Source organism: Ferrimonas sp. SCSIO 43195, assembly GCF_023716685.1.
Classification (GTDB): Bacteria; Pseudomonadota; Gammaproteobacteria; order Enterobacterales; family Shewanellaceae; genus Ferrimonas; species Ferrimonas kyonanensis.
On the sequence record NZ_CP072679.1, the window covers coordinates 4,430,076 to 4,455,085 of the forward strand.

The following is a 25,010-nucleotide window of genomic DNA, read 5'->3' on the forward strand; positions in this document are numbered from 1 at the left end:
CTGCTCCTTATCCCAGTGCCTGACTCAGATCCGCCACCAAATCCTCGCTGTCTTCAATGCCGACCGACAAACGAATCAGAGTCTCCTCGATGCCGGCAGCCACACGGGCCTCGGGATCCATGGCCGCATGGGTCATGGTGGCAGGGTGTGCCACCAGGCTCTCGACCCCGCCCAGGCTTTCCGCCAGCGAGAACAGTTGCAAGCGACTGAGGAAGGCGCGCACTTCGGTTTCGCCCCCCTTAAGCTCAAAACTGAGCATGGCGCCGAAGCCGGATTGCTGACGCCGGGCCAACTCATGACCGGGGTGGCTTTCCAGTCCGGGATAGTGCACTCGGGCCACCGCCGGGTGCGCCTGCAACAGCGCCACCACCGCTTCGGCGTTGGCCTGGTGCTGCTTCATCCGCAATGGCAGGGTTCGAAGGCCACGCAGGGTCAGGAAACTGTCGAACGGCGCACCGGTGATCCCCAGGCAGTTGCCCCACCAGGCCAGTGACTCTGCCAACTCCGGGTCTTTGGCCACCACCGCGCCGCCCACCACATCGGAGTGGCCGTTGATGTACTTGGTGGTGGAGTGAATGACAATGTCGGCCCCCAGAGTCAACGGCTGCTGCAGCACCGGCGACAGGAAGGTGTTGTCGGCCACCACCAGGGCACCGACGGCCTTGGCCTGCCGAGACACGGTCTCCACATCCACCACCCGCAGCAGCGGGTTGCTTGGAGTTTCCAGCCACACCATTTTCGGATTCAACGCCAATGCCTGCGCTAGGGCGGCTTCGTCGCCTTGATCGACCACCGACAACTCGAAGGCACCTTTGGCCGCCAGGTTAGTAAACAGACGGTAGCTGCCGCCATAACAGTCGTGGGGCACCACCAGGCGCTCGCCGGGCTTCAGCAGGCTGACCGCCAGGGTCACTGCCGCCATGCCGGTGGCGGTGATCACCGCATCGTGACCTTGCTCCAGCTGGGCAATCGCCGACGCCAGGGTGTCCCGGGTCGGGTTGCCGGAGCGGGTGTAGTCGTACTGGCGGGGCTGGTTGAAGTCCGCAAAGGTGTAGTTGCTGGACAGGTAGATGGGTGGCACCACGGCGCCATGAGTCAGATCGCTGTCGATGCCCTCACGGGCGGCAATGGTGGCTGGCTTTGGGGTACTCATCCGTGGCTCCTGATTATTCTGTGATCGCAAGATGTCTGGACGTCCAAAGTAACCAATCTAAATTTGGGCGTCAAGGCGTTTAGACGTCTAAACGTTTATAGGTTAAGATGTCGACAAGTTGACTCCACCGCCGGAGTCGTTAAAATTTGCCCCGTTAACTTACGTTTAAGGCAGCTAAGAATGAGCACAGAGTGGAGTGGTGAATACATCAGCCCGTACGCAGAGCACGGGAAAAAGAGTGAACAGGTGAAGAAAATCACCGTGTCCATCCCCTTGGGTGTGTTGAAATTGCTGACCGACGAGCGTACCCGACGCCAGGTCGGAAACCTGCGTCACGCCACCAACAGCGAGCTGCTGTGCGAGGCGTTTCTGCACGCCTTCACCGGTCAACCGCTGCCGGTCGATGAGGATCTGAGAAAGGATCGCCCCGACACCATTCCCGCTGCCGCCAAAGAGCAGATGGAAGCACTGGGCATCACCTGGGAAGATCTGGACTGATTGCTGTCTGGCATCACAGCAATGCGGCCGCCACTGGGGCCGTTTTCGCTGCCCGCCAGCCTTGCTGAGCTGAATACAAAAAAGGGGGCCTGATGGCCCCCTTTTGATTGCAGACTGTTTAGAACTGGTAGTGCAGGCCCAGGTTGATCTGGGACAGATCAGTATCGATCTCAATACGACTGAAGTCTTCGTGCTCCAGATCGCCGCTCATAGACTCATAACCCAGACGCAGGTTGAGGTTGTCGGTCAGGGCCGCGTTCACCCCCAGGCCCCACATAAAGCCGACACCGTAGAAATCCTGATCGCCAAGGCGGGTATCGACACTCACCAGCATGCTGGCCAGGCCCAGTTTGCCGTAGACCGAGAAGGTGTCATTGATAACAGCGGTAAACTTCGGCGCAATGGTGAACGCCGCGGCATAGGCTTCGTCTTCATCTTCCAGCTTGTAGTCGCTGGTCACGAACAGCGTCGATTCCAATCCGAACCACTCGTTGAAGTTGTAGCCGCCGTAGGCACCAAAGCCCGCTTCCGACTTATCAAAATCTTCCACTTCCAGGGTGGTGCTGCTGACAAAACCGCCCACATAGAAGCCGGTCTGATCCACTGCCGCCATAGCGGCGCTGGAGCCCAACATGGCCAGCAACACCAACCCGGAACCGATTGTTCTTTTCATCATCTCTCCAAATACCATCGGGGTTAATCCGATAAGATATCATGAGCGAGTGCAATCAATTAAACAATTTAAACATGTAAATCAGTAACTTATTATTAATAACGACAGACTTTGCATCCGCACTGAATAGCCATGCACAGCGAATTCTGCCGCCGATGCTGTCGCACTGAGGCCTGCCGACCAATTCACCGCCAGTGACAAGGTGGGGTGTTACTCAAAAAAAAAGGCAGCGCCCTGCGCTGCCTCAATTGTCGCCGGTCGGCGTTAATCGATCATGTAGTGGTCCGGCAGGGTCTCGATCTCCGCCACACCGGACTCAATGGCCGCCTGGGCCACCGCCTTGGCCACTCGAGGCAGCAGGCGTGGATCCATCGGCTTGGGCAGCACGTATTCGGCACCAAAGCTAAGGCTGCTGACCTGGTAGGCATCCAGTACCGACTGCGGTACCGGCTCCTTGGCCAGTTCACGAATCGCTTCCACCGCCGCCACCTTCATCTCGTCGTTGATGGCCCGGGCACGAACGTCCAGGGCACCACGGAAGATGAACGGGAAGCACAGCACGTTGTTGACCTGGTTCGGGTAGTCGCTGCGACCGGTTCCCATGATCACATCCGGGCGTGCGGCCTTGGCCAGCTCGGGACGAATCTCCGGATCCGGGTTGGAGCAGGCAAACAGCACCGGCTTGTCGCCCATCAACTTAACCTGCTCTTCGGTCAGCAGATCCGGGCCAGACACCCCCACAAACACGTCGGCATCCTGAATCACATCTGTCAGGGTGCGCTTATCGGTGTTGTTGGCAAACAGCTTCTTATACTCGTTGAGGTCATCGCGACGGGTGTGAATCACCCCTTTGCGATCCAACATGTAGATTTTTTCGCGCACGGCGCCGCACTTAATCAGCAACTCCATGCAGGCAATGGCCGCCGCACCGGCGCCCAGGCAGATGATGGTGGATTCTTCCAGCTTCTTGCCCTGAATCTCCAACGCGTTGAGCATGCCCGCCGCGGTCACAATGGCGGTGCCGTGCTGGTCATCGTGGAACACCGGTACCTGGCAGCGCTCAACCAGCTGCTTCTCGATTTCAAAACACTCCGGTGCCTTGATGTCTTCCAGGTTGATGCCGCCGAAGGTGTCGGCAATGTTGGCGACGGTATCGATAAACTCTTCCTGAGTGCGGTGCTTCACCTCAATGTCGATGGAATCGATATTGGCGAAACGCTTAAACAGCAGAGACTTGCCTTCCATTACCGGTTTCGAGGCCAGAGGGCCCAGGTTGCCCAGACCCAGAATCGCGGTGCCGTTGGTGATCACCGCAACCAGATTGCCTTTGTTGGTGTATTTATAAGCATCTGCAGGGTTGGAGGCGATTTCACGAACCGGTTCAGCAACACCCGGGCTGTATGCCAAAGCCAGATCGTGTTGTGTTTCCGCTGGCTTTGTCAGGGCAATACTGATTTTGCCGGCAACGGGTTGGGCGTGATATTCGAGCGCTTGTTCGCGGAGGTCTGCCATTCTCTTAATTCCAGTCACTACATTTATTTTAAGGGAGGGGTACAGTCGCATGAAACCTTACTCCTCTGGCCTGAATTTGCAACCGATGTTGTCATTAGCGCTTGATATAACAGGCAATTCCGACCAGTTTCATTGCCAACAAGGCAAAAGTAACAAAATACTCATGCATCGTTCAGTAAAAGTGACTAAATGAAAAAATAAACTAATTCAGCACTGACAGTAATATAGGGAAAAATGTCAGTTTAAAGGCGAGTTTTGGCTATTTGAATGGTAAAAAAGACTGACCAATTTAAATAGTCTGTTTGGGTCGAATTTATTTCAGACCTCAACGAAAAAGGGCACCCAATGGGTGCCCTTTTCCTAAAACGGGTCGGCTTACTTGGAAGACAGCGCGCCGAAACGTTTCTTGAACTTGTCCACACGGCCGCCGGTGTCCAGAACTTTCTGCTTACCGGTGTAGAATGGGTGACAAGAAGAACATACGTCCAGGTGCAGATCTTTACCTACGGTAGAACGAGTCTTGATTACGTTACCGCAAGAGCAAGTAGCATTGATTTCAGCGTACTCTGGGTGAATACCTTGTTTCATTGGGAAAACCTCAGTTAAGGCCGTATCGCTATCCGATCCAAAGCCGGACACCATACGTCGTTATTGACAATTTTAAGGCGCGTAATGGTACATGATGTAACCAACCGCCGCAAGCATCAATCCGCCTCCATAGTATCATTGTTCCAGCTCTGATAGGGTAGTCAGGCGCCGTGGTAGGATCCCTGCGATGGCAGCAAAAACCGGGTCCCGCCAGCACCCGGATCGCCCATGCCGCTACTATAATGAGACAGCTCAGTGTACATTCAGGTCGCCCTGCCCGTTCCCCTTCGCCAACTGTTCAGCTATTTACCTGCTGCTGACCAACCACTGCCGCAGCCCGGCTGTCGGGTCGAAGTGCCGTTTGGCCGTCAATCGATGGTCGGCGTGGTGGTGACCATCAGTGACCACAGCGATCTGCCGGACAACAAACTGAAACCCATCGACCGGGTGCTGGACCCGGCGCCGGTGCTGGACGACACCCTGTGGCAGTTGTCCCGCCTGGCGGCGCGGTATTATTGCAGCCCCATAGGCATGGTACTGAATCAGCTGCTGCCGGTGAAACTGCGACAGGGAGAGTCGGCGCAGCCACAGCCGATCAAGCTGTGGCAACTGACCGAGGCCGGCCGCCGCGCCGACCTCGATGGCCTTAAACGCGCCTTTCAGCAGCAACGCCTGCTGGCCTACCTGCAGACCCAGACTCAGATCGCCGACGGCGACGTCAGCAAACTGGAATTCAGTCGCCAGGCACTGAAGGCCCTGGCCGATAAGGGCTTGATCGAGGCCGGCGAACGAGCCTTGAGTTTCGATACCGACTGGCACCAACAAGTCACGCTGGGTGAGACGCCGCAGGTACTGAACCGGGAGCAAGCGGTGGCGGTCGCGGCCATTAGCGGCGATCTGGATCATTTCGGCGCCTATCTACTGGAAGGGGTCACCGGCTCCGGCAAGACCGAGGTCTATCTGCACCTGATGGAGCCGATTCTTCGAGCCGGCAAAACCGTGTTGGTACTGGTGCCTGAGATCGGCCTGACCCCGCAGACCATTGAACGCTTTCAGCGACGTTTTCCGGTCCCGGTGGGGGTGCTGCATTCGGCCATGAACGACAACGAACGCCTGCAGGTGTGGCAACAGGCCCAGGCCGGCGCCCTCGGCATCGTGCTCGGCACTCGCTCGGCCCTGTTCACCGCCATGCCCAAGCTGGGGATGATCATCATCGATGAAGAGCACGACGCCAGCTTCAAGCAGCAGGAGGGCTTTCGTTATCACGGCCGCGATCTGGCAGTAATGCGGGCCCAGCTGCAGCAAGTGCCGATCATCCTGGGCTCCGCCACCCCATCGATGGAAAGCCTGTATAACGTTGCCAGCGGCAAATACAAACGCTTGCAACTGACCGCACGCGCCGGGGTGGCCCAGCACGTCAAGCAGCGCATCGTCGATCTGCGCCTGCAAAACCTGGACGCCGGCCTGTCCAGGCAACTGCTGGAAAAGATGGAGCAGCATCTGGAGGCCGGCAACCAGGTGATGCTGTTTCTTAACCGTCGCGGCTTTGCCCCGGCACTGCTGTGCCACGAATGCGGCCACCTCCATGGCTGCAGCCGCTGCGACGCCTTCTATACGGTGCATCAGGGCTCGGGCATGGTGCAGTGCCACCATTGCGGCAGCCAGAAACGCCTGCCGCATCAGTGCCACGAGTGCGGCTCGACCCAGCTGTTTACCCAGGGCGTCGGCACCGAGCAACTGGAACAAGCCCTGGTGCAGCGCTACCCCCAGTACCCGGTGGTGCGCATCGACCGAGATACCACCTCCCGCAAAGGCAGCCTCAATCAGTTGCTGGAAAAGATTCGCCGCGGCGAAGCCCGTATCCTGATTGGCACCCAGATGCTCGCCAAGGGGCACCACTTTCCCGATGTGACCCTGGTGGGACTGCTGGATGTGGACGGCGCCCTGTTCTCCGCCGACTTTCGGGCCTCGGAGCGCCTGGCGCAGTTGTACATCCAGGTGGCTGGCCGCGCTGGCCGTGCCAGCAAACCCGGCGAAGTGATCCTGCAGACCCACCAGCCGGACCATCCGCTGCTGCATCAACTGACCACCCAGGGTTACGGCCCCTTTGCCGATGCCGCCCTGAAAGAGCGGATGGACGCCATGCTGCCACCGGCCGGACAGATGGCGATCATTCGCGCCGAAGCCACCTACGCCAACCAGGCGCAGCAGTTCCTCAATGACGCCAACCACTGCTTTGATGCCCTGCCGATTCAGCGGGTCGGGCCGATGCCCGCCCCCATGGAGCGCAAAGCGGGAAAATTCCGCTACCACACCCTGCTGCTGGCCAACGATCGCAAACACCTGCAACAGGCGCTGGAGCATGCGTTACCCCGCATCGAGCAGTTGCCCTCGGCCAAGCGCTGTCGCTGGCATCTGGAGCGGGATCCTCAGGACCTGTTGTAAGCCGCTACTGAAGCAAAATCACCGCCACTGACTCACAACGACAATAAACTCGGTTACCGGGCAAACAAAGCGTTGGTATTAGGCGCTTTAGGCGCTAAAATGTGCGGTTTGATTATCAGCCGTTATCCGGCCTGTCCCCATAGAGTTTTTCGGTGTCGCGATGAAAGAACATATCCAGCAGTTACTTGAACAGACTGTCACTCTCCTGAAAGAGAATGGCCACATTCCAGCCGAGGCTGCGCCTCGCGTTCAGGTAGACCGAACCCGGGACAAAAGCCACGGCGACCTGGCCACCAACCTGGCCATGATGCTGGCCAAGCCTGCCAAGAAGAATCCCCGTGAACTGGCGCAACTGATCATCGACACCCTGCCGGCCTCGGAACTGGTGTCCAAGGTTGAGATCGCCGGCCCCGGCTTCATCAACTTCTTCCTCGATGCCGGCTGGCTCGGCAAGCAGATCGAAACCATTGCCACCGACAGCCGCGCCAATGTGGCCGCCGTCGCTGCACCTCAGACCATCGTGACCGACTACTCGGCGCCAAACGTCGCCAAAGAGATGGCGGTGCACCACATCCGCTCCACCGTCATCGGTGACGCCGTCACCCGTACCCTGGAGTTCCTGGGTCACAAGGTGATTCGCGCCAACCACATCGGCGACTGGGGCACCCAGTTCGGCATGCTGATCGCCTACCTGGAGAAGATGGAGAACGAAAGCGCCTCCGATATGGACCTGTCCGATCTGGAAGCCTTCTACCGCGAAGCCAAGAAGCACTACGACGAAGACGATGCCTTCGCCGAGCGAGCCCGTAACTACGTGGTCAAACTGCAGGGCGGCGACGAGTACTGTCGCACCATGTGGAAGAAGCTGGTGGACATCACCATGGCTCAGAACCAGGCCATCTACGACCGCCTCAACGTGTCCCTGAGCAATGACGACGTCATGGGGGAAAGCCTGTACAACGCCCTGCTGCCAGAAGTGGTCGACGACCTGACCCAGCAAGGCCTGGCGGTAGAAGACGACGGCGCCACCGTGGTCTTCCTCGATGAGTACAAGGGCAAAGACGGCAACCCCATGGGGGTGATTATCCGTAAGCGCGACGGTGGCTTCCTGTACACCACCACCGACATCGCCGCCGCCAAGTACCGGGTCGACACCTTTGCCGCCGACCGCATCCTGTACTTTATCGACTCCCGTCAGGCCCAGCACCTGCAACAGGCCTGGCTGATCGCCCGTAAGGCCGGTTACCTGCCTGACACCACCACCACCGAGCACTGCGCCTTTGGCATGATGCTGGGCAAGGACGGCAAGCCGTTCAAAACCCGCAGCGGCGGTACGGTGAAACTGGCCGATCTGCTGGAAGAAGCCCATCAGCGCGCCATCAAGCTGATCGGTGACAAGAACCCGGATCTGCAGGCTGAGGAGCTAGACACCATCGCCACCACCGTGGCCATGGCATCGGTGAAATACTCGGATCTGTCCAAGAACCGCACCACCGATTACGTCTTCGACTGGGACAACATGTTGACCTTTGAAGGCAACACTGCCCCGTACATGCTGTATGCCTACAGCCGCATTCAGTCGATCTTCCGCAAGGCCGGTGTCAACGCCGCCGACCTCAATGGCAGCATCACCCTCGAGCACGATAAAGAGGAAGCACTGGCGCAGAAGCTGGTGCAGCTGAACGACGTGGTTCATGGCGTTGCCGCCAAGGGTGCTCCTCACCTGATGTGTACCTACCTGTTTGAGCTGGCCGGTGCCTTCATGAGCTTCTACGAGGCCTGCCCCATCAACAAGGACGACGTCGCCGACGACGTCAAAGCCAGCCGCCTGCGCCTGTGTCTGGCCACCGCCAACACCCTCAAGGTTGGTCTGGGCCTGCTGGGCATCAACACCCTGGAGCGCATGTAATCCATGGCTACCCGGGACTACGCCAAGCGCGGCCGCAAGCCGCGCGCCAAAGGCCGCAAAGCCGCAGCCAAACCGGCCTTTCCCTGGCTGAAACTGGTGCTGGTGATCGCCCTGATCGGCGGTTTTGGCTATTTCCTCTGGTCGATTCAGGGAGCATCGGAAGACCAACCGGTCACCGAAGCCCCGGTGGTCGTGCCGGTGCCGCAGCCGACGACCAAGCCCAGCAAGCCCGAACCGGCCCTGCCGGAGAAACCACAGGAAACCTGGGAGTACATCGAGACCCTGCCTGAGAAAGAGGTCGAGGTTGAGGTGCCGAAACAGGAACTGGGTGGCCCCTACCAGATGCAGTGCGGCTCGTTCCGCAAACAGAGCCAGGCCGAAGCCATGAAAGCCAAGATCGCCTTTATGGGGATGGAGTCTCAGGTTCGGCGCACCACCGGCAGCAACGGCGTCTGGTTCCGAGTGGTACTCGGTCCCTACGAACGCAAACGCGTGGCCGAGAGCGAGCGCCACAAGATCCAGCGTGGCGGCATCAACGGCTGCCAGATCTGGTTGTGGAACTGATCCAGCAATAAGGGCTACCCTAGGGTGGCCCTTTTTTTCGATACCGAGCTATGAGCAAACGCCCAACCTGCCCCCGCTGCCAGCGACCACAAAAAGTGTGCCTGTGCGCCGCCACTGCGCCGGTGCACAACCGGCATCCGATTCACATTCTGCAGCACCCTTCCGAGGTGAATGCCGCCAAGGGGACCGCCACCCTCAGCCTGCTGTGCCTGGACCAGGGACAGCTTTGGCCTGGCGAGCACCCTGAGGATTTTGCCCGGTTACGACAACGGCTGGCCGACAGCGATCGTCCCAGTTACCTGCTGTACCCCGGCGACGATGCCACCACCATGGAAACCCTGGGCCGGGACAGTGCTCCGCTGAACCTGCTGGTTCTCGATGGCACCTGGAAGAAGGTCTATCGACTGTTGCAACTCAACCCCTGGCTGCAGGCCTTACCCAAGCTGAGTTTCGCCGAAGTGCCCGCCGGCGATTACCAGATTCGCAAGGCGCGCCGCCCGGACAGCCTGTCGACGCTGGAGGCCATCGCCCATGGTCTCAATGGCATCGATCGCTGCGATACCGGGCCGTTGTTTACCGCCTTTGACGCCCTCAAAGCCAGCCAGTTAGCCCACATGCCCGACGACGTAAAACACCGTTACCAAAAGAAAAACTGAGCTACACTCAGGCTATCTCCACTTCATTGAATGAGCAAGGATGCGACTTTGGTGCCTGATGCTGACCCTGGTATGGCTGCCCGGGGCGGCCAATGACGATCCGCCGTCCAGCGCAGATCCGTCCCCCATGCGATTGTCCAGCAAGGCGCAGGCCTCGGCCCGGGTCTCGCCCGCCAGCGGCGATGTCAACGCCCCCCGACTGTCTGGCAGCGCTCAGCTGAGCCGCAGCGTCACGCCGGCCAACGTCCCGGCCCCCACCTCAAAGGTGATCACCCAAGGACTGACCCCATCCCCCTTACCTCAGGATCGCTCGCAACGGGCCTCCGATCAGCCGCGCTTTGCCCGCTTGCTGCCGATTCATCGCCAGATGGCACAATCAGCCTGGCGCTATTTTTCCAGTCAGTACCAGGCCGATACCGGCATGATCAACTCCGTTTACGGTTACAAAGAGACCACACTCTGGGACGTTGGCAGCGCCCTGGCCGGGACCGTGGCCGCCGCCGAGTTGGGGCTGATCACCCCGTCCCAGTTTCAACAGCGATTGTCCACCCTGCTGACCACCCTGGCCACCATGCCGCTGTATGACGATCTGCTGCCGGCCCGCAGCTATCGCACCGACAGCGGTCAACCGGCCCATGACAGCGACCGCCACGGCAACGGCTGGTCGGTACTGGACATCGCCCGCACCCTCACCTGGCTGGCGATCATCGACCGCCGGCACCCACAGTTTCGCAGCCAGATAACCGCCATCACCCAGCGTTGGCAACTGTCGCACCTGGTGCATCAGGGAGAATTGATTGGCGCCCGTTACCACCAGGGGCGGGAGCGACGCTATCAGGAGGGGCGCTATGGCTACGAGCAATACGCCGCGGCCGGGCTGGCACAGTGGCAACTGGAGACGCACACGGCGTTCGACTATAGCCGACTGCCAACCGGCCAGCTAATGGGGATTCGATTGCCACTGGATCGGCGCAATCTGCCGTTTCTCACCAGCGACCCCTTCTACCTGGCGCAGCTGGAGTTGGGACAACTGCGCCAGGAGGGGCAGCAGATTCTCGAGATCCACCGACGCCAATGGCAACAACAGCAGCGGCTGTGGTGTTTTGGTGAAGACGCCAGCAATCATCCTCCCTGGTTCCTGTACAACAACCTCAGCTTTGCCGACCAGCCCTGGCACAGCACTGACTACCGCGGCCAGGGCACCGACACCGTCCAGGTGTTGAGCGCCAAGTGCGCCCTCAGCTGGGCGGTACTCAGTGACGACGACTTCGGCACCGAGTTGTGGCATCAGGCCCGAGCGCTGTACCGCCCCACAGGCTGGCTGACCGGCCGCTATCAAGACGGTACGGTCAACACCAGCAGTAACCTTAATACCCATGCGGTGGTGTTGACGGCGCTGTTGTACATTCACAACGGCAACCGGCCGCTGCTGCTGCCACCGCTTCCTTAGGCCACTCAAACACCGTTTTTATGTCACAAATCTTGGCCGAGACCGATTTTAGGGTTGAAGCCGGCCATTACTGTCCCCACATTTACTGCTAACAACAGACATTCGACTTCCAGAGCCGGGCCTGGCCCGGAACGCAAAAAGGAATCACTATGACCACCATTGTATCGGTTCGCCGCGGCGACAAAGTAGTCATCGCCGGAGATGGCCAGGTATCCCTGGGCAACACGGTAATGAAAGGGAACGCCCGCAAAGTGCGGCTGCTGAACGGCGGCAAAGTGCTGGCCGGATTCGCAGGTGCCACTGCCGATGCCTTTACCCTGTTTGAGTTACTGGAAGCCAAACTCAACGCCCATCAGGGCCAGTTGACCCGAGCAGCCGTCGAGCTGGCGAAAGCCTGGCGAACCGAACGCTCCCTGCAGAAACTGGAAGCTATGCTTATCGTAGCGGACGAGGAAACCAGCCTGCTGATTTCCGGTAACGGCGACGTGGTAGAGCCGGAGCACGACCTGGTGGCCATCGGCTCAGGAGGCAACTTCGCTCAGGCAGCCGCCCAGGCGCTGTTGCAAAATACCGATCTGGGTGCCCGCGAGATCTGCGAAAAGGCCCTGACCATCGCCGGTGATATCTGTGTATTCACCAACCAGAACCACACCGTTGAAGAACTTCCAAGCAAGGGTTAATCGCCATGTCTGAAATGACGCCAAGAGAAATTGTTTCCGAACTCAACAGTCACATCATCGGTCAGAACGATGCCAAAAAGGCGGTGGCCATCGCCCTACGTAACCGCTGGCGCCGTATGCAACTGGACAACGAACTGCGCCAGGAAGTGACCCCGAAAAACATCCTGATGATCGGCCCAACCGGTGTGGGTAAGACTGAAATTGCCCGCCGCCTGGCCAAGCTGGCCAAGGCGCCGTTCATCAAGGTCGAAGCCACCAAATTCACCGAGGTGGGTTACGTGGGCAAAGAGGTTGAGCAGATCATTCGCGATCTGACCGACTCCGCCATCAAGATGACCCGGGAACACGAAGTGGAGCGCAATCGCTTCCGCGCCGAAGAAGCGGCCGAAGAGCGAGTACTGGACGCCCTGCTTCCCAAGCCCCGCGACGAGTGGTCCCAGGACAAGAGCAGCAGCGACAACGCCACTCGCCAGACCTTCCGCAAGAAACTGCGCGAAGGCCAGTTGAACGACAAAGAGATCGAGATCGACGTGTCTCAATCCCCAATGGGCGTCGAGATCATGACCCCACCGGGAATGGAAGAGATGGCCAACCAGCTGCAGTCGATGTTCCAGAACATGGGCAATCAACCCAGCAAGCGCCGCAAGATGAAAGTCTCCGAAGCCCTCAAGCTGATGGTGGAAGAGGAAGCCGCGAAACTGGTGAATCCAGAAGAGTTGAAAGAGAAAGCCATCGACGCGGTAGAACAGAACGGCATCGTGTTCCTGGATGAGATCGACAAGATCTGTAAGCGCGGCGAAAGCTCCGGCCCGGACGTGTCCCGCGAAGGGGTTCAGCGTGACTTGCTGCCACTGGTGGAAGGCTGTACCGTCAACACCAAGCACGGCATGGTCAAAACTGACCACATCCTGTTTATCGCCTCCGGCGCCTTCCAGCTGGCCAAACCATCGGACTTGATTCCGGAGCTTCAGGGACGCCTGCCGATTCGGGTGGAACTGGAAGCCCTGTCTGCGGACGATTTCATTCGCATTCTGACCGAGCCCAACGCCAGCCTGACCGAGCAGTACCGCGCCCTGATGGCCACCGAAGGGGTTGCCATCCAGTTTACCGATGATGGCATTAAGCGCATTGCCGAAGCCGCCTGGCAGGTCAACGAACGCACCGAAAACATCGGTGCCCGCCGCCTGCACACGGTGATGGAAAAATTGATGGAAGAGATCTCGTTTGAGGCCTCCGACAAGAGCGGTGACACCCTGACCATCGATGCCAAGTACGTCAATGACCACCTGGACATGCTGGTTGAGAACGAAGATTTGTCTCGCTTTATCCTGTAACTACAACGAGGTTTGCCATGCGTCAGGCACCAAAAGTCACCAAGCTGAAACTGAAGCGCACGTCACGGGTTCTGGAGGTCGAGTTCGAAACCGGCGAAACCGCCCAGCTGGCCTGCGAGCTGCTGCGAGTCTGCTCACCCTCTGCGGAGGTGCACGGCCACGGCAACCCCCAGTTGGTCACCAATAAACGGGAAGTGAACATCAACAAGATCGAGCCAGTGGGCAAGTACGCGGTCAAACTGGTGTTCGATGATGGCCACGACAGTGGCCTCTACTCCTGGGATGTGCTGTACAGTTTTGCCATGAATCAGGGCCAGATGTGGGAGGACTACCTCACCCGCCTCAAGGCCGCCAAAGGCAGCCGAGAGCCGCTGCTGGACGTCAAGATTCACTACAGCGATAAGTAAATAAAAGAGGAGCCAGACGGCTCCTCTTTTAATAGGCGTAGGCCCATTTATGCTGCCAGCTTTCCGGCAGCCGAGCCTGCGTCCAGGCTTCCCGACACAAGGCCGACACATCCTGCCACTGCCCCTGCTTCAACCAGCGGGCCAACAGTCGCCCCATCTGAGGGTAATGGATGGGCTCACAGGCGCTGCTGGCGAGCCAGGTTTTGAGTTCATGGCGGCCCCCATTGTCCATCACGGTTGCCGCGCCCAACAACTCCAGAGCCAGCGCATTGGACTGTTGCTCAAACTGGCCTTTCAACGGCTTTAACAACAGCTTTTTGCCCAACACCAACGCCTCAGACACCAGTTCAAATCCAGCGGAACAGATCACCCCGGAACAGCCACCGAGGTGACGCTGAAACCCCTGGCGGTCGAAGCGGTTCCAGTGCACGTGCGCCGGCAGTGACGCCGGTGCCGGCTGGCCGTGATACACCTGGAATTGCACCTCAGGCACCGCACGTAGCAGAGTGGCGATGGCCGCCGGCTCCTCGAACGGCAGGTACACCAGCACATGCCCCACCTCGGCCACCTGCTCGTGAGGGGGCTCGATAAAGGGCGGCAGCAGATCGCAGCCAAAGTGGTGCCAATGACAGCCCAGGTGGATGGAGGCCGGGGCAAACTTGCTCATGATCAGCTTGTCCAGCCAACGCTGTCCCGCCACCGGCACATCGTGTTGAAAGGCATTCTGATGACTGACGCTGATGCACTCCTTACCCTGGCGCCGAGCCGCCCAGGCACTGATGGGTTCGAAATCGTTCAACACCAGGTCATAGCCGCTCAGATCCAGGTTCCGCACATCGCTCCAGAAGACGCCCGGACGATTGGCGCGGCAGGTCTGCCACATGTCGACGCCGCCATCCCGGGTGGCAAACGACAAGCCGGTGCGGCATTGGAAATCCCCAAAGGGCTGCATATCGAAGTACTGCTGCCGGGGGCGGCCGGAAAACAGGTAGTCGACCTCGATGCCCTCATCGGCCAATGCCGGAGCCATCACCCGCCCCCGGGTCAGGTGACCGTTGCCTGTGCCTTGTATGCCGTACAAAATTCGCATCATCGAGTCCTAAATCACTAATGACATGCTAACCAAGGCGGCACAGGTGCCCAGAGACGCCCCCGCCACCACGTCACCGGGGTAATGAACCCCGAGCACCACCCGGCCCCAGGCCACGCCGGCGGCCCAGATGAACCCCCAAGGAGCGAGGGCCGGGATGTACCAGGCCAGCAGGGTGGCAAACAGAAACGCCGCCGCACTGTGCCCGGATGGCAGGCTGAACTTATCGTGAGGATTCACCCGTGCCTGACAACCGGCCAAAGCCTGACACGGGCGCTGGCGTCGCAGACGGGTCTTGAGCAACCAATAGAGAGGCAGCTCGATGGCATAGGCCAGCAGCAACATCAGCAACAGCTGCGGCCCCAGCCTGTCATCGTAGCCGGCGGCAATGAAAGCAAATAACGCGTATCCGGCCCCGTCACCACTGCGCGAGAGGTTGCGGGCCCACCACTGGGCACCCGGATGGCCACCGGCTTTGTTCAGCCACCAGAAACACTGCCTGTCCCATTCATCCAGTTGTTGCCACATCACGAGTCCCCTCGCTCTCTGAATTCATTGTGAAGGTATGGCGGCGGGGTGACAGAAAAGTTACGGCCACAGGTCAATTCAATGACAGCAATAAAAACAGGGCGATAGAGGAGAGAGACTGGCGGCTGACGCGAATTTCAGCCACAAAAAAGGGCCGCTTGAGCGACCCTTTTCTCCGGCATCAGCGGCTTACGCGCTTTCTGCCTGAGGCGACTTGTCTTCGCGGAACATCTTCACCAGATAGAACACGTTGACGCTGGCAACGAAGGCGTTCATGGTCCAGACCGGAGATGCATCGATGAGCAAACCGTAAATCACAAACAACGAGCAACCAATGAAGTTGAGCACTCGCAGTCGCACAATATTTTTCATCATCAGGGAGATGGCGACCATAATGGAGGCCATATGACCGACGACTTCAACCAGGTTCAGTTCCATGATACTTCCTCAGAAATGCTGACGATTCCCCTCTACCTTGACTGGTGATGGAGACTCCTTGCCCCGAACTGTCTGGTGAATCATTAATCAAAAATCGCGACAGATGGTAGCAAACAAGTTGTTAACATCAATACATTCATGCATTAAGCGTGATCAAGATCACGCATTAGTTGGCGGACAAATTGATTTGTTTCGTTATTTTACAACACAATTGAAATATAAGTCTGCCAAGTAAAGCAAAACTCGATTAACAAACAATGAGTTCTGCCACAAAAGCCGCATTTCAATGGTGAAAATTGGGGTTATACTTGGGGCGAAAACGCACTGCGAAGGGGGCTATCATGCACTACAACACATCTGAACTCTGCGACCTGTACGCCGAACAAGTCGACGTGGTCGAACCCATGTTCACCAACTTTGGTGGCTGTGATTCGTTCGGGGGCGAACTGCACACCATCAAGTGTTTTGAGGACAACGTGCTGATCGCCGACACCCTGGAGCAGGACGGCACCGGCAAAGTGCTGCTGATTGACGGCGGAGGCTCGCTGCGTCGCGCCCTGATCGATGCCGAACTGGCAGAATTGGCGGCACGCAACAACTGGGAAGGCCTGATCGTCTATGGCTGCGTCCGTGAAGTGGATGCCCTTGAAGACATCGACGTCGGCATTCAGGCGCTGGCCTCGATTCCCGTGGGTGCCTACCAGACCGGCGAAGGGGCGGTCGACGTTCCGGTGAACTTCGGTGGCGTCACCTTCCTGCCGGAAGATCACCTGTACGCCGATTCCACCGGCATCATCCTGTCTCCCGACCCGCTGGACATCGACTGAATATGAGCCTGGTGCTGGCAGATAAGGACTATCTCGGCGCCTACGTTCACCATCGAGGTGGCGAGGCACATCAGGGCGAACACTGGCTGCTCGGGGCCGAGCTCGGCTCCGACGGCGCCGCGTTATCGGAACGACTGGCCGCGGCCCGCCAGCAGGGCGCCCGCTATGTGTTGCTGGGCATTCCGGAAGACATCGGCCCCCGGGCCAACCTGGGTCGCGGCGGCGCCGAACGGGGCTGGGGGGCTTTCCTCAGTCAATTTGCCAACCTGCAGGCCAACGAGCTGCTGGGCGGTGAACAACTGCTGCTGCTGGGCCACATCGACACCACCGATCTGCTGGAGCAGTGCCAGTTCCTGGACGCGGCGGATTCGGAACAGTTGCAGGCCCTGCGCCAACACACCGCCGAACTGGATCTGCGCGTCATCCCAGTGATTGCCGCGATCATCGGCGCCGGTCTGGAGCCCATCGTCATCGGTGGCGGTCACAACAACGCCTTTCCCATTCTGATGGGCTGCAGTCAGGCACTGGACGGCCCCATGGCCGCCGTCAACCTCGATCCCCACAGCGATTTTCGCGCCCCCGAGGGTCGCCACAGCGGCAACGGCTTCGCCTACGCCCATGAGCAGGGCGCGCTGGGCTATTACCACGTGTTGGGACTGCACGAACAGAAGAACAACCAGGCCAGCCTGGTGGCACTGCGGCAGTGCGGCAAGCACTGGACCAGTCTTCAGCAGCAATGGGTTCGCCGTGAACGACCGCTGCACCAGCTCCTGGAACAGATCGACAACGACGTCAGTGCCTCCACCCTGCCTTTGGGCATCGAAGTGGATCTGGACGCCATCGCCGGCCTGGCCAGCTCCGCCGAGACCGTCGCCGGCATACCGCTGATGGATGCGCTGCACATCGTCTACACCCTGGCCCGTCACCCGGCCTGCCGTTACCTGCATCTGGCCGAAGGCGCTCCCGAGTGCCACCCCGCCGGCCTCGACGCCGGCCAGCGCCAGGTCGGGCAAGCGTTATCCGAGCTGGTGCTCAGCTATCTCAACGGTCGACTGCGGACACCTCAGTAAAGGGCCGGGGTTCAGTCAGCGCAAACCCCTGCAGGCCATCCACCTGATGGCCCCACAGGCGCTCGGCGACCCCGGCGTCCTCCACCTGCTCCGCCACCACCAACACCCCCCGAGCGTGGGCGGCAGTTACCATCAGTGGCAACAGCGACTCGTAACTGCCCTGCTGATTCAGGTGACGGCTGTAGCCGGGATCCAGTTTGATGCCGGTGACCGGTAGGGTTTCCAGCTCCGCCACTCCGGCCGGTGTAACGTGGTCCAGCCACACCGGTATTCCCTGCTGCTGCAGTTGCTCTACCGCGAAGCGCACGCCATCGGGGTGTTCGAGCAGCGCCTGCTCCGGAATCTCTACCGCCAGTGAGGCCCCAAAGGCCCGCAGCTGTTTACCGACCCGTCCCAGCCTCGGCGCACACTGTGCCGACAACAGTGATGCGGCGGTCAGGTTGACCGCCAGGGTCGCCGCCAGTGGCCGCTGTTTCACCTGCGCCAGCAAGGCTTCAAGGACCAACAAGTCCACCTGTTGCTCCTGCTCCAGCCGCTGCGCCAACACCACCACCGACGCCGGCGCCCGCCAGCGCTGACCATCAAAAAACCGCGCCAGCACTTCGTAGTACAACGGCTCGCCATCGGAATCGACAACCGGCTGCAGCAGCAACCGGGGAACCCGCTGCAACAACCGCAACAGCCGCGCCTGCTGGGCCGACAGGTCCGTCTGTTCGACAGCGGCCTCCGCCACCACCGCCACGCCACTTAGGCAACGCTGCAATTGCTGGTGCAACTGCTGTTCCACCTCGGCCACCGACTGACCGAAATGAAACGGTTGTTGCGCCAGCACCACCCGGGTCGCACCGGCCAGGGTCACCTGCCGATTCAGCGCCGCCGTCAATTGCTCACCACTGTCGGCCCAGTCTGGCGCCTCCATGCCCGGCAGCAGGATCCAGAAGTCCGCCTGCCCCATGCGGTACATTCTCGCCAGCGGCAACCGGGCCAGCTGCTGGCGCATCAACTCGGTAACCCCTTGGATCAGCGGCTGCTGAGCAGCCAACCCCAGCTTATGCTCCAGCTGCTCCAAGCCACTCAGGTGCACCTGCACCAGGACGCCATACTCCAATTCCCGGTCATTGAGCATCTGATCCAAGCGATCCCGACCCCGCTGACCATTACCCAGGCCTGTTTCGGCATCGATGAAGCTGGCCCGCTGCAGTTGTTCGATCCGTTGACACTGGTGTCGGTACTGCTGCTCGCTGTTCTCCACCATACGGTTCATGGTCAGGGTCAGGGCACGTAACTCGGTCAACAGCGGCAATTTGTGCTGACGGATGAAGCGCCGCCGTCGTAACCCTTCCGCCTGAGCCTGAGCCGACTTCAACGGCGCCAGGATCCAACCCAGAATCCAGGCACCGGACACAATCGATAACAGCGCCACCACCAGAGCCACCATCAGGGCATGGCGGGCAATGCGATACAGGTGCAGCATCGCCGGTTGCGGATTCGCGGTCACCGTCAGGGTGGCCACCAAGCGCCAGCCGGCATTGATCTCCGTGACTCGAGGAGGCACCTGCACCGGTACCCAGCGCCGAAACCACGCCGGGGCCACCTCGGGCGGGGCGCCGGCAACCCGCTCAAGCCGATGGTTGCCCCCTTCGAGAATCAGCGACGCGAAATCACCGCGATCAAAGATGGCATCCACCATGGATTCCGCCAGCACCCAGTCGTCACCGGCCAGCACTGGCGACAGGGACAAACCAAAGGAGGTGGCGGTATCCTGACCATGGCTGGCCAACTGGGTCACCAGGTACTCCTGGCTGCCACGCACAAACAACGCCAGCGTCGTCGCCGTCAGGCTGGCCACCAGCAGCACCAGACAGATCAGTAACAACCGAAATAACGTCATCTTCCCTCCCCGGCCGCCAGCCTTTCCAACAACTCCTGCCACAGCAGAATGCCGTTTTCCCCCTGCTTGAGGCGCACTCCCTGGTCGAACGCCCGCGCCCGCCACAACCCTTCGCCGTTAAAACTGTAAACCGGCAACAGATCCGGGCGCTGATCCCCGGGCAGAATCGTCTTGTTGAGGTTATCCAGAACCAGTGGCATTGCCTGCTCCTGCTCCAGGTAGGTCAGCACCATGTGTGCCTGATTCAGCTCCAGTGCCTTGGCGTACATCAACCGCATCCGCACCGACGGCATTCCCAGCACCCGCAGGGTAAAAAACTTGGCCAACGAGAAGTCTTCACAATCGCCACCGCCGCTGGCCACAAATTCAAACGGCGTGGCCCAGTAGTCTGCCTGCTGCCAATGGCGCTGGTCGGATACGAATCGGTATTGGTTGAAGTAGTCATTTACCGGCTTCAAATGCGCTGCGGCAGGCAGGGACAACTGCAGACGGGCGTCGATGAAATCGTGCAATTTCATCACCTCCGCCACGCCCTCGGCCCCGAAGTGCTGCTCGACCCGGGCCAGTCGGTCCGGAGCAAAAAACGCCCGCCACTGAGGCAACGGCTCCGCCCCGACGGAACTGGCCAACAAAACAAGAATGATCAAAACGATACGCACACGTAATGCCAGACCCCGAAATCGAAGCGATAATTCTGTAAGAGGGCACAGTATGCATCGTGATAACGGTTACAGATTGGCCGCGCCCCGTTTCTGTTCACTGTTTTAAAGTGTAGACTGTGTCCAATTTCCAGCTAGCTAACATAGGAATGCCCGCTCATGGCTGATAACGGGGACAAGACCCATTTCGGATACAAAACGGTAGAGGCCGATAAGAAGGCCGAAATGGTTGCCGACGTATTCCACTCTGTCGCCTCCAAGTACGACCTGATGAACGATTTGATGTCTTTCGGGGTTCATCGCTATTGGAAACGTTTCACCATCGAATGCGCCGCCGCCCGTCCGGGCATGAAGGTTCTGGATCTGGCGGGTGGTACCGGGGATCTGACCAAAAAATTCTCCCAGCTGGTGGGAGAAAAGGGCGAAGTGGTTCTGGCCGACATTAACGACTCCATGCTGAAAGTCGGTCGCGCCAAGCTGCAAGACCAGGGCGTGGTCGGCAACGTCAACTACGTACAGGCCAACGCCGAAGCCCTGCCGTTCCCGGACAACCATTTCGACATCATTACCATCGCCTTTGGCCTGCGTAATGTTACCGAGAAAGAGAAGGCGCTGGCGTCCATGAACCGGGTACTGAAGCCCGGTGGTAAGCTGCTGGTGCTGGAATTCTCCAAGCCGCTGAACCCGATGATGCAAAAAGCCTACGACTTCTACAGCTTCCAGGTGATTCCTAAGATGGGCTCCATGGTGGCCGGCGACGCCGAAAGCTACCAGTACCTGTCGGAATCGATCCGCATGCACCCGGATCAGGAAACCCTGAAGCAGATGATGCTCAGCGCCGGTTTCGACCAGGCAGACTACGTCAACATGACCAATGGTGTGGTTGCCCTGCACCGCGGCTATAAGTTCTGATCAGCGAGGCACTATGCACCTTGCCACCCTAGTAGCAGGCAGCCTGGAAGCGGCGCTGGGGCACCTGCTGAAGTACCATCCCGATGCCCGTCCTCTGGCCGACTGCCAGGGGCAGGTGATCGAACTGCAGCTCGCCGAACTGCCCTGGCCTTTGTATCTGATCATGGCCGACCCGATTCTGGTGTACAGCCGCTATGGCGGCGACAGCCAGGCTCAGCTCAACGTCAGCCTGTCGGTGTTGGCCGCCATTCAGGCCGGTGAGCCACTGTCGGAACTGGTCAAGCAGCAGAAGCTGGAGATCAGCGGCGACATGCAACTGGTGGGCAAGCTGACCCAACTCCTGAGTCAGATTGAGCCTGACCTGACCGAGCCCCTGAGCAAACTGGTGGGCGACGGCATGGCCTACCGCATGCACAGCCTCGGCAAGAGCCTGTTCGATCTTGGCCGCCAACAGCTTCAGGCCGGCGGTGCCCATCTGAGCGACTACCTGATCGAGGAGCGCCAGGTGCTGCCCGGCCCCAGCGAAGTCAGCCTGTTCTGCCAACAGGTGGATGAGTTGCAACAGCGGGCCGAAGCCCTGCTGGACCGCCTGACCGCGCTGGAGAAACGCCATGAGCCTTAGCGCCCTCAAGCGTGCCTATCAGATCGCCCGCACCGTTCGTCAGTACCGATTGATCGAACTGCTGCCCGCCGAGCGCACACCATTGCTGCTCAAGATCATGGACCGGACGATGTTCTGGGTCGGTCGCAAAGCCGGCGACGCCAACGCCAGTGCCCGAGTCAAATTGGCGTTGCAATCACTGGGGCCGGTATTCATCAAGTTTGGCCAAATGCTGTCTACCCGCCGCGACCTGCTGCCGGACGAGTTTGCCAACGCCCTGGCGGAACTGCAGGATCGCGTGCCCCCGTTCGATGGCCAACTGGCCCAACGGGAGATCGAGCAAGCACTGGGGCAACCGGTGGATCGCCTGTTCAGTAACTTCGACATCACCCCGCTGGCCTCCGCCTCGGTGGCCCAGGTTCACACCGCCACCATTAAAGCCACCGGCGACGACATCATCCTCAAGGTGGTTCGCCCGGACATCGAGCGGGTCATTCACGCCGATCTGGGCCTGATGGCCGCCACCGCGGCGATGATCAGCAACACCGAAAAAGGCAAGCGCCTGCGCGCGGTCGAAGTGGTGGAGGATTACCGCAAGACCATTCTGGCGGAGCTGGACCTGGTCCAGGAAGCCAGCAACGCTCGCCGCCTGCGGGACAACTTCGCCGGCTCACCGGCGCTCTACATCCCCCGGGTCTATCCGGAGTTGTGTCGACGCAAACTGCTGGTGATGGAACGGATCTACGGCATTCCGGTCACCGACCTGGATGCGCTCAAGGCCCAGGGCACCGACATGAAGAAACTGGCGGAACGTGGGGTGGAGGTGTTCTTTACCCAGGTGTTCCGCGACAACTTCTTCCACGCCGACATGCACCCGGGCAACATCTTTGTCAGCCGTGAGCATCCGGACGATCCCACCTACATCGGCATCGACTGTGGCATCGTCGGCAGCCTGACCGAAAACGACAAACGCTGCCTCGCCGACGTATTCCTGGCCTTCTTTAACCAGGACTACCCTCGCCTGGCCCACGTCTACATCGGCTCCGGCTGGGTCAGCGCCGACACCGACCCCATCGAATTTGAAAAGGCACTGCGCAAGGTACTGGAGCCTCTGGAAAACAAACCCCTGTCGCAGATCAGCTTCGGTCACCTGCTGGTGGAGCTGTTCCGTTGTGCCCGCGAATTCGAAATGGAGGTGCAACCGCAACTGGTGCTGCTGGAGAAAACCCTGCTGTACATCGAAGGGCTGGGGCGGCAGTTGTACCCACAGCTGGATCTGTGGCAAACCGCCAAGCCGTTCCTGGAACAGTGGATGGCCGAACAGATCGGACCATCGGCCCAGGCCAAGCGGGTTCGTGAAGCGTTGCCATTCTGGCTGGAGAAGCTGCCGGAGATGCCGGATCTGCTGCACGACAACCTGCAACTGAGTCGGCAACTGCTCCGACATCCTCAGGGAATCATGGATCGATACATTCGCCAGCGTCGCAGGATTCACAATAGTCACTACTTCCTCATTATTGGCTCGGTTTTGTTGATCTCCAGCACAATATTGCTAGGGAAATTCAGTACAATCTGGCCTTCAACGGCTTTGGCCCTTGCCGGAATTGCGGCATGGACCAAAGGCTGGCGGCTCAACAATCAGTGAAAACGCCGTCAAAACTTGATACATTGAATATCGTTTATTTACTTTTTTAGAGATCCCGGAGACAACATGGGTGGCATCAGTATTTGGCAACTTCTAATCATCGCGCTGATCGTAGTTCTGCTGTTCGGAACTAAGAAACTGCGTGGCATGGGCTCCGATCTGGGTGGCGCGGTAAAGGGCTTTAAGAAAGCCATTGGCGACGAAGACGCCAAGCCAGCGGAAAAGAAAGCTATCGAAGAAGAGAAGGCAGCAGACTCCACCACTGCCGAGCAGAAAAACAAAGAACAGGCCTAAACCACTATGTTTGACGGTATTGGCATGTTTGAACTGGTTCTGATTGCCGTTTTGGGCCTGGTGGTGCTGGGACCAGAGCGGCTACCGGTTGCCATGCGCAGCGTCAGTCGCTGGCTGACTACCATCAAACGCATGGCCGGTTCAGTAAAAGACGAACTCGAGCAGGAACTGAAGATCGAGCAGTTGCAGGCGGATCTTAAGAAGGCGGAGTCCAAAGGACTCGAATCTCTGGATCCTGGCCTGAAGCAATCGATTCAGGAACTACGTGACGCTGCACAATCGGTGAATCGCCCCTATCAGGTGCAACAACCGGAAACCACCGAGTCCCCTGCCCCTTCGATCTCGCCCACTCCCGAGCCCTCAGCCCCCAAGGCCACGGAATCGGGTAAACCTTCAGAGTAAGTATGTCCGAGCAGCAACCCCTAATCAGTCATCTGCTTGAGCTGAGAAACCGCCTGATGCACATCATCGGCGGTGTCTTGCTCGTGTTCGCCAGCCTGGCGTACTGGGCTAACGACATCTATAACTATCTGTCCTTACCGCTGCTGGCGGTAATGCCGGACAACGCCTCGATGATCGCCACCGACGTGGCCTCGCCGTTCTTCGCTCCCTTCAAGCTGACCATGTTTGTGGCCTTGTTCGTTGCCATGCCCTATGTACTGTTCCAGATCTGGGCCTTCGTGGCGCCGGGACTGTACAAGCATGAAAAGCGACTGGTGTTTCCGCTGCTGATCAGCAGTTCACTGCTGTTTTACGGTGGCATCGCGTTTGCGTACTACATCGTATTCCCGGTGGTGTTCGGGTTCTTTACCAGTGTGGCACCGGAAGGAGTGCAGGTCGCAACCGACATCAACAGCTATCTGAGCTTTGTTCTGAAGCTGTTTTTCGCCTTCGGACTGGCCTTTGAAATCCCGGTAGCGGTGATTCTATTGGTCTGGGCAGGGGTCACTACCCCGGAGGATTTGAAGAAAAACCGACCTTATATTGTTGTCGGTGCCTTCGTTGTTGGTATGCTACTGACACCGCCGGACATCATCTCACAGAGCATGTTGGCTTTGCCGATGTTACTTCTGTTTGAAGGAGGCCTGTTCTTCGCCCGCTTGTACAAGCCCCGTGATGACGAAGAAGAGGATCAGGAAGAGACCACTGAGGAAGCAACCAAAGAGTAACTTCCCTCCCGATCTGG

Annotated in this window: 26 protein-coding genes; 17 read left to right on the forward strand and 9 right to left on the reverse strand. The window is 59.1% G+C overall.

Annotation, left to right across the window (positions count from 1 at the left end; translation table 11 throughout):
* Window positions 1-7: 7 nt before the first annotated feature.
* Window positions 8-1,153, reverse strand: coding sequence for a cystathionine gamma-synthase (gene metB / locus J8Z22_RS20470; RefSeq protein WP_028111412.1), 1,146 nt, complete (start codon window positions 1,151-1,153; stop codon window positions 8-10).
* A gap of 180 nt (window positions 1,154-1,333) precedes the next feature.
* Here metB and metJ point away from each other — a divergent pair, with 180 nt between their 5' ends.
* Window positions 1,334-1,651 carry a met regulon transcriptional regulator MetJ gene (gene metJ / locus J8Z22_RS20475; protein WP_028111411.1) on the forward strand — a complete coding sequence of 106 codons (318 nt, stop codon included), beginning with the start codon at window positions 1,334-1,336 and terminating at the stop codon, window positions 1,649-1,651.
* Between the two features lie 118 nt (window positions 1,652-1,769).
* Here metJ and J8Z22_RS20480 read toward each other — a convergent pair whose 3' ends face one another.
* The 3 genes from J8Z22_RS20480 to rpmE all read right to left on the reverse strand — a co-directional run bounded on the left by J8Z22_RS20480 (window position 1,770) and on the right by rpmE (window position 4,424).
* Window positions 1,770-2,327, reverse strand: coding sequence for a porin family protein (locus J8Z22_RS20480; protein WP_252007912.1), 558 nt, complete (start codon window positions 2,325-2,327; stop codon window positions 1,770-1,772).
* A gap of 261 nt (window positions 2,328-2,588) precedes the next feature.
* On the reverse strand, window positions 2,589-3,836 hold the full coding sequence (locus J8Z22_RS20485) for a malic enzyme-like NAD(P)-binding protein (RefSeq protein WP_028111409.1): 1,248 nt from the start codon (window positions 3,834-3,836) through the stop codon (window positions 2,589-2,591).
* A gap of 375 nt (window positions 3,837-4,211) precedes the next feature.
* Window positions 4,212-4,424, reverse strand: coding sequence for a 50S ribosomal protein L31 (gene rpmE / locus J8Z22_RS20490; protein ID WP_084144269.1), 213 nt, complete (start codon window positions 4,422-4,424; stop codon window positions 4,212-4,214).
* A gap of 255 nt (window positions 4,425-4,679) precedes the next feature.
* Here rpmE and priA point away from each other — a divergent pair, with 255 nt between their 5' ends.
* From priA to J8Z22_RS20530, 8 genes are all read left to right on the forward strand, one after another.
* On the forward strand, window positions 4,680-6,869 hold the full coding sequence (gene priA / locus J8Z22_RS20495) for a primosomal protein N' (protein WP_252007914.1): 2,190 nt from the start codon (window positions 4,680-4,682) through the stop codon (window positions 6,867-6,869).
* Between the two features lie 160 nt (window positions 6,870-7,029).
* The gene (gene argS, locus J8Z22_RS20500) at window positions 7,030-8,778 is read left to right on the forward strand and encodes an arginine--tRNA ligase (protein WP_252007917.1); all 1,749 of its coding nucleotides are present in this window, start codon (window positions 7,030-7,032) and stop codon (window positions 8,776-8,778) included.
* Window positions 8,779-8,781: 3 nt separating this feature from the next.
* Complete coding sequence (locus J8Z22_RS20505; protein ID WP_028111405.1) at window positions 8,782-9,342, forward strand: SPOR domain-containing protein; 561 nt, start codon at window positions 8,782-8,784, stop codon at window positions 9,340-9,342.
* Window positions 9,343-9,392: 50 nt separating this feature from the next.
* Window positions 9,393-9,998, forward strand: a complete 606-nt coding sequence (locus J8Z22_RS20510) for a tRNA-uridine aminocarboxypropyltransferase (protein ID WP_252007919.1) — start codon at window positions 9,393-9,395, stop codon at window positions 9,996-9,998.
* 40 nt (window positions 9,999-10,038) lie between these two features.
* Window positions 10,039-11,448, forward strand: a complete 1,410-nt coding sequence (locus tag J8Z22_RS20515; RefSeq protein ID WP_252007921.1) for a DUF3131 domain-containing protein — start codon at window positions 10,039-10,041, stop codon at window positions 11,446-11,448.
* Between the two features lie 149 nt (window positions 11,449-11,597).
* On the forward strand, window positions 11,598-12,128 hold the full coding sequence (gene hslV / locus J8Z22_RS20520; protein ID WP_028111402.1) for an ATP-dependent protease subunit HslV: 531 nt from the start codon (window positions 11,598-11,600) through the stop codon (window positions 12,126-12,128).
* A 5-nt stretch (window positions 12,129-12,133) separates the two neighbouring features.
* Window positions 12,134-13,462 carry an HslU--HslV peptidase ATPase subunit gene (gene hslU, locus J8Z22_RS20525; RefSeq protein WP_028111401.1) on the forward strand — a complete coding sequence of 443 codons (1,329 nt, stop codon included), beginning with the start codon at window positions 12,134-12,136 and terminating at the stop codon, window positions 13,460-13,462.
* Window positions 13,463-13,479: 17 nt separating this feature from the next.
* Window positions 13,480-13,869, forward strand: a complete 390-nt coding sequence (locus J8Z22_RS20530) for a gamma-butyrobetaine hydroxylase-like domain-containing protein (protein ID WP_028111400.1) — start codon at window positions 13,480-13,482, stop codon at window positions 13,867-13,869.
* Between the two features lie 28 nt (window positions 13,870-13,897).
* Here the strand turns inward: J8Z22_RS20530 and J8Z22_RS20535 are convergent, their stop codons facing one another.
* From J8Z22_RS20535 to J8Z22_RS20545, 3 genes are all read right to left on the reverse strand, one after another.
* On the reverse strand, window positions 13,898-14,959 hold the full coding sequence (locus J8Z22_RS20535) for an MJ1255/VC2487 family glycosyltransferase (RefSeq protein ID WP_252010504.1): 1,062 nt from the start codon (window positions 14,957-14,959) through the stop codon (window positions 13,898-13,900).
* A gap of 9 nt (window positions 14,960-14,968) precedes the next feature.
* The gene (locus tag J8Z22_RS20540; RefSeq protein ID WP_252007922.1) at window positions 14,969-15,487 is read right to left on the reverse strand and encodes a phosphatase PAP2 family protein; all 519 of its coding nucleotides are present in this window, start codon (window positions 15,485-15,487) and stop codon (window positions 14,969-14,971) included.
* A 189-nt stretch (window positions 15,488-15,676) separates the two neighbouring features.
* Window positions 15,677-15,925: a YgjV family protein gene (locus tag J8Z22_RS20545; protein ID WP_028111397.1), complete on the reverse strand. Its 249-nt coding sequence runs from the start codon at window positions 15,923-15,925 to the stop codon at window positions 15,677-15,679.
* 341 nt (window positions 15,926-16,266) lie between these two features.
* On the opposite strand from J8Z22_RS20545, the gene rraA reads away from it, so the two are divergent.
* On the forward strand, window positions 16,267-16,752 hold the full coding sequence (gene rraA, locus J8Z22_RS20550; RefSeq protein WP_028111396.1) for a ribonuclease E activity regulator RraA: 486 nt from the start codon (window positions 16,267-16,269) through the stop codon (window positions 16,750-16,752).
* Between the two features lie 2 nt (window positions 16,753-16,754).
* The gene (locus tag J8Z22_RS20555) at window positions 16,755-17,822 is read left to right on the forward strand and encodes a formimidoylglutamase (protein WP_252007924.1); all 1,068 of its coding nucleotides are present in this window, start codon (window positions 16,755-16,757) and stop codon (window positions 17,820-17,822) included.
* Here the strand turns inward: J8Z22_RS20555 and J8Z22_RS20560 are convergent.
* Both J8Z22_RS20560 and J8Z22_RS20565 read right to left on the reverse strand, forming a co-directional pair.
* Window positions 17,794-19,713, reverse strand: coding sequence for an EAL domain-containing protein (locus J8Z22_RS20560; RefSeq protein ID WP_252007925.1), 1,920 nt, complete (start codon window positions 19,711-19,713; stop codon window positions 17,794-17,796). The two genes, J8Z22_RS20555 and J8Z22_RS20560, sit on opposite strands and share 29 nt — an antisense overlap.
* Window positions 19,710-20,360: a transglutaminase-like cysteine peptidase gene (locus J8Z22_RS20565; RefSeq protein ID WP_245595538.1), complete on the reverse strand. Its 651-nt coding sequence runs from the start codon at window positions 20,358-20,360 to the stop codon at window positions 19,710-19,712. Before J8Z22_RS20565 ends, J8Z22_RS20560 begins: the two co-directional genes overlap by 4 nt.
* Before the next feature lie 171 nt (window positions 20,361-20,531).
* On the opposite strand from J8Z22_RS20565, the gene ubiE reads away from it, so the two are divergent.
* The 6 genes from ubiE (at window position 20,532) to tatC (ending at window position 24,993) form a co-directional block, all read left to right on the forward strand.
* Window positions 20,532-21,284 carry a bifunctional demethylmenaquinone methyltransferase/2-methoxy-6-polyprenyl-1,4-benzoquinol methylase UbiE gene (ubiE, locus tag J8Z22_RS20570; RefSeq protein WP_028111393.1) on the forward strand — a complete coding sequence of 251 codons (753 nt, stop codon included), beginning with the start codon at window positions 20,532-20,534 and terminating at the stop codon, window positions 21,282-21,284.
* 13 nt (window positions 21,285-21,297) lie between these two features.
* Window positions 21,298-21,906 carry an SCP2 domain-containing protein gene (locus tag J8Z22_RS20575; RefSeq protein WP_252007927.1) on the forward strand — a complete coding sequence of 203 codons (609 nt, stop codon included), beginning with the start codon at window positions 21,298-21,300 and terminating at the stop codon, window positions 21,904-21,906.
* Window positions 21,896-23,530, forward strand: a complete 1,635-nt coding sequence (gene ubiB, locus J8Z22_RS20580) for a ubiquinone biosynthesis regulatory protein kinase UbiB (RefSeq protein ID WP_028111391.1) — start codon at window positions 21,896-21,898, stop codon at window positions 23,528-23,530. The genes J8Z22_RS20575 and ubiB overlap by 11 nt, the downstream gene beginning before the upstream one ends.
* A gap of 66 nt (window positions 23,531-23,596) precedes the next feature.
* Window positions 23,597-23,824: a Sec-independent protein translocase subunit TatA gene (gene tatA, locus J8Z22_RS20585; RefSeq protein WP_028111390.1), complete on the forward strand. Its 228-nt coding sequence runs from the start codon at window positions 23,597-23,599 to the stop codon at window positions 23,822-23,824.
* Between the two features lie 6 nt (window positions 23,825-23,830).
* A complete protein-coding gene (gene tatB / locus J8Z22_RS20590; protein ID WP_028111389.1) occupies window positions 23,831-24,226 on the forward strand; it encodes a Sec-independent protein translocase protein TatB in 396 nt (131 codons plus the stop codon).
* Window positions 24,227-24,228: 2 nt separating this feature from the next.
* Complete coding sequence (tatC, locus tag J8Z22_RS20595) at window positions 24,229-24,993, forward strand: twin-arginine translocase subunit TatC (protein ID WP_028111388.1); 765 nt, start codon at window positions 24,229-24,231, stop codon at window positions 24,991-24,993.
* Window positions 24,994-25,010: the final 17 nt, after the last annotated feature.